This is a genomic window from Streptomyces sp. WELS2, from assembly GCF_013870595.1.
Classification (GTDB): Bacteria; Actinomycetota; Actinomycetes; order Streptomycetales; family Streptomycetaceae; genus Streptomyces.
Genome location: NZ_JACBWZ010000165.1, coordinates 1 through 10,154 on the forward strand (window position 1 = coordinate 1; position 10,154 = coordinate 10,154).

Annotated in this window: 7 protein-coding genes; 6 read left to right on the forward strand and 1 reads right to left on the reverse strand. The window is 71.4% G+C overall.

Translation table 11 applies throughout. The features are described from left to right. The 4 genes from H5J33_RS12965 to H5J33_RS12980 form a co-directional block, all read left to right on the forward strand. On the forward strand, positions 1 to 868 hold an 868-nt coding region (locus H5J33_RS12965), incomplete at its 5' end, for a carbohydrate ABC transporter permease (RefSeq protein WP_181795054.1). Continuing rightward, on the forward strand, positions 865 to 1,746 hold the full coding sequence (locus H5J33_RS12970; protein ID WP_181795055.1) for a carbohydrate ABC transporter permease: 882 nt from the start codon (positions 865 to 867) through the stop codon (positions 1,744 to 1,746). The genes H5J33_RS12965 and H5J33_RS12970, both read left to right, overlap by 4 nt. A gap of 34 nt (positions 1,747 to 1,780) precedes the next feature. Beyond that, entirely contained in the window at positions 1,781 to 3,385 is a 1,605-nt protein-coding gene (locus tag H5J33_RS12975) for a glycoside hydrolase family 13 protein (RefSeq protein ID WP_181795056.1), read from the forward strand. Positions 3,386 to 3,523: 138 nt separating this feature from the next. Next, positions 3,524 to 5,698: a discoidin domain-containing protein gene (locus H5J33_RS12980; RefSeq protein ID WP_181795057.1), complete on the forward strand. Its 2,175-nt coding sequence runs from the start codon at positions 3,524 to 3,526 to the stop codon at positions 5,696 to 5,698. Positions 5,699 to 5,737: 39 nt separating this feature from the next. On the opposite strand, the gene H5J33_RS12985 is transcribed toward H5J33_RS12980, so the two are convergent. Continuing rightward, complete coding sequence (locus H5J33_RS12985; RefSeq protein ID WP_181795058.1) at positions 5,738 to 7,024, reverse strand: MFS transporter; 1,287 nt, start codon at positions 7,022 to 7,024, stop codon at positions 5,738 to 5,740. A gap of 169 nt (positions 7,025 to 7,193) precedes the next feature. Here H5J33_RS12985 and H5J33_RS12990 point away from each other — a divergent pair, with 169 nt between their 5' ends. Together H5J33_RS12990 and H5J33_RS12995 are read left to right on the forward strand one after the other, a co-directional pair. Then, positions 7,194 to 9,242, forward strand: coding sequence for a phosphocholine-specific phospholipase C (locus H5J33_RS12990; protein ID WP_181795059.1), 2,049 nt, complete (start codon positions 7,194 to 7,196; stop codon positions 9,240 to 9,242). A 66-nt stretch (positions 9,243 to 9,308) separates the two neighbouring features. Then, positions 9,309 to 10,148, forward strand: coding sequence for a phospholipid scramblase-related protein (locus H5J33_RS12995; protein ID WP_181795060.1), 840 nt, complete (start codon positions 9,309 to 9,311; stop codon positions 10,146 to 10,148). Positions 10,149 to 10,154: the final 6 nt, after the last annotated feature.

Here is a 10,154-nt window from a genome sequence, read left to right on the forward strand (position 1 = left end):
GCGCCGCCTGGCCGACCAGGCCCGCGCCTACGGCTTCCTCCTCGGCGGCCTGCTCTGCTTCGCCCTGTTCTCCTGGTACCCGGCGATCCGCGCGGTCGTCATCTCCTTCCAGAGGTACACCCCGGGCTCACCGCCCGAGTGGACCGGCACCGCCAACTTCACCCGCGTCCTCGCCGACCCCGAGTTCGCCGACGCCTGGCGCAACACCCTCACCTTCACCCTGCTGGCCCTGCTCATCGGCTTCGCGGTCCCCTTCCTGCTCGCCCTCGTCCTGAACGAACTCCGGCACGCCAGGGCGTACTTCCGCGTGGTGGTCTATCTGCCGGTGATGATCCCGCCGGTGGTCAGCGCCCTGCTGTGGAAGTGGTTCTACGACCCGGGAGCCGGCCTCGCCAACGAGGCCCTGCGCCTGCTGCACCTGCCCACCTCGAACTGGACGAACGGCACCGACACCGCGCTGGTCTCGCTGGTGCTCGTCGCCACCTGGGCCAACATGGGCGGCACCGTCCTCGTCTACCTCGCCGCGCTCCAGTCCATCCCCGGCGAGCTGTACGAAGCGGCCGAACTGGACGGCGCGAGCCTCCTCCAGCGCGTGCGGCACGTCACGATCCCGCAGACCCGGTTCGCGATCCTGATGCTGATGCTCCTTCAGATCATCGCCACCATGCAGGTGTTCACCGAACCGTTCGTCATCACCGGCGGCGGACCGGAGAACTCCACCGTCACCGTGCTGTACCTCATCTACAAATACGCCTTCCTCTACAACGACTTCGGCGGCGCCTGCGCCCTCAGCGTCATGCTCCTGGTCCTGCTCGGCGCCTTCTCCGCCCTGTATCTGCGGCTCACCCGCACCGAGGGGGACGCATGACCCCGGGCACCCGCACCCTGATCTCCCCGGCCGCCCTCGCCCGCCCCCGCGGAAAGGCCCTGTACTGGACGGTGTTCACCGCCGTCGCCGTCCTCTTCGCGCTCGCCTTCCTCTTCCCCGTGTACTGGATGGTGACCGGCGCCCTGAAGTCCCCCGACGAGGTGGCCCGCACCCCGCCCACCCTGCTGCCCGAGCACTGGCACCCCGGCGGCTACACCGATGCCTGGGAGCTGATGGAGCTGCCGCGGCACCTGGGGAACACCCTCGTCCAGGCGGCCGGCGCCTGGGCCTTCCAGCTGGTGTTCTGCACCGCCGCCGCCTACTCCCTGTCCAGGCTGCGGCCGGCGTTCGGCAAGGTGGTCCTCGGCGGCATCCTCGCCACCCTCATGGTCCCGGCGCAGGCACTGGTCGTACCCAAGTACCTGACCGTCGCCGACCTGCCGCTGGTCCACACCAGCCTGCTCAACGACCCCCTCGCCGTCTGGCTGCCGGCGGTCGCCAACGCCTTCAACCTCTACCTGCTCAAACGCTTCTTCGACCAGTTGCCGCGCGATGTGCTGGAGGCCGCCGAGATCGACGGCGCCGGAAGGCTCCGCGTCCTGTGGTCCGTCGTGCTGCCCATGTCCCGGCCGGTGCTCGGCGTGGTGTCGATCTTCGCGCTGGTCGCCGTCTGGCAGGACTTCCTGTGGCCGCTGATGGTCTTCTCCGACACCGGAAAGCAGCCGATCAGCGTGGCCCTGGTGCAGCTGTCGCAGAACATCCAGCTCACCGTGCTCATCGCCGCGATGGTGATCGCCAGCATCCCGATGGTGGCGCTCTTCCTCGTCTTCCAGCGGCACATCATCGCCGGGATCGGCGCGGGCAGCACCAAGGGCTGACGCCGCCGCCCCGTCCACAGAAAGGTCAAGCTCCGTGGGACAGCCCACCCCTGCCCGCAAAGCCCCCGACTGGTGGCGCGACGCCGTCATCTACCAGGTGTACGTCCGCAGCTTCGCGGACGGCGACGGCGACGGCACCGGCGACCTCGCGGGCGTCCGCGCCCGGCTTCCGTACCTGGCCGAACTCGGCGTGGACGCCCTGTGGTTCACCCCCTGGTACCTGTCGCCCCTGAAGGACGGCGGCTACGACGTCGCCGACTACCGGACCATCGACCCGGCCTTCGGCACCCTCGCCGAGGCGGAGAAACTCATCGCCGAGGCCGCCGGGTCGGGCATCCGCACGATCGTCGACATCGTGCCCAACCACGTCTCCGACCAGCACCCGTGGTTCCGGGCCGCGCTCGCCGCCGGGCCCGGCAGCCCCGAGCGCGAGCTGTTCCACTTCCGGCCCGGACGCGGCCCGCACGGCGAACTCCCGCCCAACGACTGGCCCTCGCAGTTCGCCGGCTCCACCGAACCGGTGTGGACCCGGCTGCCCGACGGCGACTGGTACCTCCACCTGTTCACCCCAGAACAGCCCGACCTCAACTGGGCCCACCCGGCCGTCCGCCGGGAACACGAGGAGATCCTGCGCTTCTGGTTCGAGCGGGGCGTCGCGGGCGTCCGCATCGACTCGGCGGCCCTGCTCGCCAAGGACCCTGACCTCCCTGACCTCGCCGGCCGCCCCGAGCCCCACCCGTTCCTCGACCGCGACGAACTCCACGACATCTACCGCTCCTGGCGGCGCGTGGCCGACGAGTACGACGGCGTCTTCGTCGGCGAGGTCTGGCTCCCCGACCCCGAGCGCTTCGCCCGCTATCTGCGCCCCGACGAACTCCACACCGCCTTCAACTTCTCTTTCCTCACGTGCCCTTGGGACGCCGGGCGGCTGCGCTCAGCGATCGACACCACCCTCGCCGAACACGCCCCCGTCGGCGCGCCGGCCACCTGGGTGCTGTGCAACCACGACGTCACCCGCACCGTCACCCGCTACGGCCGCGCGGACACCGCCTTCGACTTCGCCACCAAGGCCTTCGGCACCCCGGCGGACCTCGCGCTCGGCACCCGGCGGGCCCGGGCCGCCGCCCTGCTGTCGCTGGCCCTGCCCGGCGCGGTCTACCTCTACCAGGGCGAGGAGCTGGGCCTGCCGGAGGCCGACATCCCGCGCGAGAGCATCCAGGACCCGATGCACTTCCGCTCGGGCGGCACCGACCCCGGCCGCGACGGCTGCCGGGTGCCGCTGCCCTGGGCCGCCGACCTGCCGCACGCCGGATTCGGCTCCCGCAAGGAGCCGTGGCTGCCGCAGCCGGCCGACTGGCCGTCGTACGCGGTCGACCGCCAGCGGCGCGACCCGCACTCCATGCTCTCCCTCTACCGCACGGCCATCGCCCTGCGCCGCGTGTTCGGCGACGCCCCCCTGACCTGGCTGCCCGCCCCCGACGGCGTGCTCGCCTTCACCCGCGCGGAGGCGCTGTGCGTGGTCAACCTCTCGGCCACGCCCGCCCCGCTCCCCGCGCACTCCCGACTCCTGCTCGCCAGCGGCCCACTGGACGGCACGGACCGGCTGCCCCAGGACACGGCGGCCTGGCTGCGCGCCTGAGCCGCGTCCCCCCACGCACCACCGCACCTGCGCGCGTCCGGGCCGCGCCGCACGCACCACGGTGCTGCCGCGCCCCTGAGCCGCACCTCCCAGCACCACCGCGCTGTCCCACGCACCCCACCACGAAGGGATCGGCACATGCACACCAGCACCGCCGGACAGCTCCGGCGCCTGCCGGCCATCGGGGCGGTCGTCGCCCTGGCCGCCGGCATGCTCGTCACCCTCGCCCCGGCCGCCCACGCGGCGGCGGGCGCCACGCTCCCCTTCACCTCCGTGGAGGCCGAGTCGGCGAGCGGCAACGGCACACGGATCGGCCCCGACTACACGCAGGGCACACTCGCCTCGGAGGCCTCCGGCCGGCAGGCCGTCCGGCTGGCGCCCGGGCAGCGGGTCGAGTTCACCGTGCCGCGCACGGCCGACGCGCTCAACGTCGCCTACAGCGTCCCCGACGGCCGGTCCGGCGCGCTCGCCGTGTACGTCAACGGCAGCCGGCTCGCCAGGGCCCTGCCGGTGACCGCCAAGTACTCCTACGTCGACACCGGCTGGATCACCGGCTCCAGGACCCACCACTTCTTCGACAACACCCGCATGCTGCTGGGCCGGACCGTCCAGGCCGGCGACAAGGTCGCCGTCGAGGCGACCGATGTGCAGGTCACCGTCGACGTCGCCGACTTCGAGCAGGCGGGCGCGGCCGCCACCCAGCCCGCCGGGTCGGTGTCCGTCGTCGCCAAGGGCGCGGACCCCAGCGGCAACGGCGACTCCACCCAGGCGTTCCGCGACGCCATGGCCGCCGCCCAGGGCGGCACGGTCTGGATCCCGCCGGGCGACTACCGGATCACCTCCTCCCTGAACGGCGTACAGAACGTCACCCTCCAGGGCGCCGGACACTGGTACTCGGTCGTGCACACCTCCCGCTTCATCGACCAGTCCGGCTCCGCCGGCAACGCGCACATCAAGGACTTCGCGGTCATCGGCGAGGTCACCGAGCGCGTCGACTCCAGCCCGGACAACTTCGTCAACGGCTCCCTCGGACCGGGCAGTTCGGTGTCGGGCATGTGGCTCCAGCACCTGAAGGTCGGCCTGTGGCTCACCGGGAACAACGACAACCTGGTGGTGGAGAACAACCGCGTCCTCGACACCACCGCCGACGGCCTCAACCTCAACGGCAACGCCAGGGGCGTCCGGGTGCGCCACAACTTCCTGCGCAACCAGGGCGACGACGCCCTGGCCATGTGGTCGCTGTACGCCCCGGACACCGACTCCAGCTTCGAGCACAACACCATCTCGCAGCCCAACCTCGCCAACGGCATCGCCGTCTACGGCGGCACCGACATCGCCGTACGCGACAACCTGGTCTCCGACACCAACGCCCTCGGCAGCGGCATCGCGATCTCCAACCAGAAGTTCCTCGATCCCTTCCACCCGCTGGCCGGCACCATCACCGTCGACGGCAACACGCTGGTCCGCGCCGGCGCCATGAACCCCAACTGGAACCACCCGATGGGCGCGCTGCGCGTCGACTCCTACGACAGCGCCGTCAACGCCACCGTCAACATCACCAACACCACGATCACCGACAGCCCCTACAGCGCCTTCGAGTTCGTCTCCGGCGGCGGGCAGGGCTACCCGGTGCGCAACGTCAACGTCACCGGGGCGACCGTACGCAACACCGGGACGGTCGTCGTACAGGCCGAGGCCCAGGGCGCGGCCGTCTTCAGGAACGTCACCGCGACCCAGGTCGGCGCGGCCGGCGTGTACAACTGCCCCTTCCCGGCGGACTCCGGCCCCTTCACGCTCACCGACGGCGGCGGCAACTCCGGCTGGTCCGGCACCTGGTCGGACTGCTCCACCTGGCCGCGGCCCGGACAGGGCAATCCCGACCCCGACCCGAACCGCAACCTCGCCGTGGGCCGCCCGGCCACCGCGACCGGCACCCAGGACGTCTACACGCCCGGCAAGGCGGTCGACGGCGACGCGAACTCGTACTGGGAGTCGGCCAACAACGCCTTCCCGCAGTCCTGGACGGTCGACCTCGGCGCGTCCTACGGCGTGCGCCGCGTGGTGCTGAAGCTGCCGCCGTCGGCGGCCTGGGGCGCCCGCACCCAGACCATCGCGGTGCTCGGCAGCACCGACGGCACGAACTTCACGACGGTGGCCGGCGCCCAGGGCTACCGCTTCGACCCCGCCACCGGCAACACCGCGACCGTGTCCCTGCCCGCCGGCACGAACCTGCGCCACCTGCGCCTGACCGTCAGCGCCAACACCGGCTGGCCGGCGGGCCAGTTCAGTGAGGTGGAGGTCTACTCGTCCTGACCGGACACCGGGGGAGCCGGGCCGGTGCGCGGCTCCCCCTCAGCGCTCCAGCTCCCGGTGGGCCGTCTCCGGCAGCCGCAGGTACACCAGGGAGGACAGCAGGCAGAGCGAGGCGACGTACCAGGGGAACAGCCCCGAGTGGCCCAGGTCCTTGAACAGCGTGCCGACGTACGGGGCCGTACCGCCGAACAGCGCCACGGTGAGGGAGTACGGGAAGCCGATGCCGGCCGCGCGCACCCGGGGCGGGAACACCTCGGCGTTGACGGCCGCGCTGACGGACGTGAACCCGGTCAGCAGCACCATGCCCGAGCACTGCACCAGCAGCAGCACGGCGAAGGAGTCGCGCAGCGCGTGCAGCAGCGGCACGCACAGCACGGCGAAGCCCACCCCGAAGCCGAGCAGCAGCGGCCGGCGCCCGATCCGGTCGGACAGCAGCCCGCCGAGCGGCTGGAGCAGGGCGAAGAAGGCCAGCGAGATCGTGCTCGCGAGCAGCGCGTCCGACTTCGCGACGCCCGCGTTGAGTTCGGCGTACGTCGGCAGGTACGACGTCCAGGTGTAGTAGGCGATGGTGCCGCCCGCGGTGATGCCGGCGATGAGCAGGGACTGGCGCGGATGGCGGCGCAGCGCCTCGAACAGGCCCGGCCGCGGCGCCTGCCGCTGCTCGGCGCTGCGGGTCTCCGCGGCGCCGCGCCGGATCCAGAAGCCGACCAGACCGAACGCCCCGCCGAGCCAGAACGGCACGCGCCAGCCCCAGCCGTCCATCGAGGGTTCGGCGAGCGTGTCCACGAGCAGGGTGGCGATGCCGGACGCGACCAGCTGGCCGGCGGTCGTCGAGACGTACTGGAAGCTGGAGAACAGCCCGCGCCGGCCGGGCCCCGCCGACTCCACGAGGAAGGTGGTGGAGGCCGCGAACTCCCCGCCCACCGACAGCCCTTGGAGCAGCCGGGCGGCGACCAGCACCACGGGTGCCGCGACGCCCGCCGAGGCGTAGGTCGGGGTCAGCCCCACCAGCAGGCTGCTGCCGCCCATCAGCAGGATGGTGACGGTCAGGGCGGCCCGCCGGCCGCGCCGGTCGGCGACCGCCCCCATGAGCAGCCCGCCCACGGGCCGCATGAAGAAGCCGACCGCGAACACGGCGAACGTCGACAGCAGGGGAACCAGGGAGTTGCCGGTGCCCTTCGGGAAGACCGCGGCGGCGATGTAGCTGGCGAGGAACGTGTAGGCGTACCAGTCGTACCACTCCACCGCGTTGCCCACGGAAGCGGCAACGAGCTGTCGCGCGGACCGTCTTGTCCGCTCGGGTGCCGTCGTCTGCGTGCCTGTCATGATCGCGTCTCTCCCCGTCCGGCGGGCTGCGCACACCTCATGTAGCGATGAGTTCACATCCGTGCCACCGCACCCTTCCCTGACGTTTGACGCTCTTGGAACACTCGCTCCGCGCACATTCCGTCAGCCGGCGGCCACCGCGTACGTCAGGACGAGAGGACCCTCACCCATGCCCGAAGTCAACCGGCGGCGCTTCCTCCAGCTCGCGGGCGCCACCACGGCGTTCACGGCGCTGGCCGGCAGCATCCAGCGCGCGGCGGCCCTGCCCGCGCGCTACCGCACCGGATCGCTGGACGACGTGGAGCACATCGTCGTCCTGATGCAGGAGAACCGTTCCTTCGACCACTACTTCGGCTCCCTGCGCGGAGTACGCGGCTTCGGCGACCCCCGCCCGGTCACCCGGAACGGCCGGTCCGTCTGGCAGCAGTCCGACGGCACCAGGGACATCCTGCCGTTCCACCCCTACGCCGACGACCTGGGCCTGGCCTTCATCCAGGACCTGCCGCACGGCTGGAACGACGGCCACGCCGCGTTCAACGGCGGCAAGTACGACAAGTGGGTGCCCAACAAGTCCGCGACGACGATGGCGTACCTGACGCGCGACGACATCCCCTTCCACTACGCGCTCGCGGACGCCTTCACCATCTGCGACGCCTACCACTGCTCGCTCATCGGCTCCACCGACCCCAACCGCTACTACATGTGGACCGGCTACACCGGCAACGACGGCAAGGGCGGCGGCCCGGTCCTCGGCAACGAGGAGAAGGGCTACGGCTGGACGACGTACCCCGAGCGCCTGGAGCGGGCCGGCGTCTCCTGGAAGATCTACCAGGACATCGGCGACGGCCTGGACGCGAACGGCTCGTGGGGCTGGATCAGCGACGCCTACCGCGGCAACTACGGGGACAACTCGCTGCTCTACTTCAACCAGTACCGCACCGCCCAGCCCGGCAGCCCGCTCTACGACAAGGCCCGCACCGGCACCGACGCCCGCAAGGGCGAGGGCCTCTTCGACCGGCTGCGGGCGGACGTCCGGGCGGGCACGCTGCCCGAGGTCTCCTGGATCGTCGCCCCCGAGGCGTTCACCGAGCACCCCAACTGGCCCGCGAACTACGGCGCCTGGTACGTGTCGCAGGTCCTGGACGCGCTCACCTCCGACCCCGACGTGTGGGGCAGGACCGCGCTGTTCATCACCTACGACGAGAACGACGGCTTCTTCGACCACGTCATCCCGCCCTACCCGCCGGCCTCCACCGCCCAGGGCAAGTCGACGGCCGACCCCGCGCCCGACGTGTTCAAGGGCGACAGCGGCCATGTCGCCGGCCCCTACGGGCTCGGCCAGCGGGTGCCGATGCTGGTCGTCTCCCCGTGGAGCAAGGGCGGTTACGTCTGCTCCGAGACCTTCGACCACACCTCGATCATCCGGTTCATCGAGCGCCGCTTCGGCGTCCAGGAGCCCAACATCTCGCCCTGGCGCCGCGCCATATGCGGCGACCTGACGAGCGCCTTCGACTTCTCCCGCCAGGACACCGCGCCGGCACCGCTGCCCTCCACGGCCGGCTACCAGCCCCCGGACCGCAACCGGCACCCGGACTACGTGCCCAAGCCCCCCGCCCAGGGTTCGCTGCCCCGCCAGGAGCCCGGCAGCCGGCCCACCCGCCCGCTGAAGTACGCCCCGGCGGTCGACGGTTCGGCGGACACGGCGACCGGCAAGTACACGCTCACGTTCGCCTCCGGGGCGGGCGCCGGCGCGGCCTTCCTGGTGACGTCCGACAGCCGCACCGACGGCCCCTGGACGTACACCACCGAGGCGGGCAAGACCCTGTCGGACACCTGGAACTCGGTGTACTCCGGCGGGAACTACGACCTCACCGTGCACGGACCGAACGGCTTCCTGCGCGTCTTCAAGGGCCGCAACAAGGTGGCCGGCCCCGAGGTCACCGCCCGGCACACGGGTGACGACATCGAGCTGACCTTCACCAACAAGGGCTCCGGCACCGCACTGCTGAAGGTCGCCGACGGGTACGGCGGCAGCCCGCTCACGGTGACCGTGCGGCCCGGCGCCACCGTGCGGCAGACCGTGAGCCTCGCGGCGAGCAAGCGCTGGTACGACCTGACCGTGACCTCGGACGCCGACCCGGCGTTCCGGCGCGGCTTCGCCGGCCACGTGGAGAACGGGCAGCCCGGCGTCAGTGATCCGGCGATCGCCTCGGGGTGAACGACCGATGAACACCGCTCCGTGCGGACTGGTCGGGTACCGGTCACATCAGGGTAATGTGCCCCGGTGACCACGCAATCGAACACCCCTGCCGGCTGGTACCCGGACCCGCACGGAGCGCAGAACACGCTGCGTTACTGGGACGGCACGCAGTGGACCGAGCACACCAACCCGGCCCGGCAGGCCGCCGGGCAGGTTCCGCCGCAGCCGGCCGCCTTCCCGCAGCAGCAGGCTGCCGCCGCCGACCCGAGGGTCCAGCGCCAGGTGCAGCAGCAGGCCGGTGTCTCGGCCGGCGGCGCCGGCGGCGGCACGCTCTTCACCGAGCCCGTCCTGGTCGTGAACCAGAAGGCCAAGCTCATCGAGCTGACCAACGAGTACAAGGTCATGGACCAGAACGGCCGGGAGCTCGGCTCGGTCACCCAGGTCGGCCAGGGCATCCTGCGCAAGATCCTGCGCTTCGTCTCCAGCCTGGACCAGTTCCTGACCCACAAGCTGGAGATCCGCGACGCCTACGGCCAGCCGCAGTTGCTGCTGACCCGGCCAGCGAAGATCTTCAAGTCCCGGGTGATCGTGACCCGCCCGGACGGTTCCCCGGTGGGCGAGATCGTCCAGAAGAACATGATCGGCAAGATCAACTTCGCGATGATCGCGAACGGCCGGCAGGTCGGCGCGATCAAGGCCGAGAACTGGCGGGCCTGGAACTTCGCGATCGTCGACCACGCGGACAACGAGGTCGCGCGCATCACCAAGACGTGGGAGGGCCTGGCCAAGACGCTCTTCACGACCGCGGACAACTACGTCCTGCAGATCCACTACCAGCTGCCCGAACCCCTGCTGAGCCTGGTGGTGGCGACGGCGCTGACCGTGGACACCGCTCTCAAGCAGGACGCCCGCGGCTGGGGCTGAGCCCGC

Coding starts and splice junctions, on each gene's coding strand:
- H5J33_RS12980 (WP_181795057.1), top strand. CDS start 3,524: ATGCACACCAGCACCGCCGGACAGCTCCGGCGCCTGCCGGCCATCGGG.
- H5J33_RS12970 (WP_181795055.1), top strand. CDS start 865: ATGACCCCGGGCACCCGCACCCTGATCTCCCCGGCCGCCCTCGCCCGC.
- H5J33_RS12985 (WP_181795058.1), bottom strand. CDS start 7,024: ATGACAGGCACGCAGACGACGGCACCCGAGCGGACAAGACGGTCCGCG.
- H5J33_RS12990 (WP_181795059.1), top strand. CDS start 7,194: ATGCCCGAAGTCAACCGGCGGCGCTTCCTCCAGCTCGCGGGCGCCACC.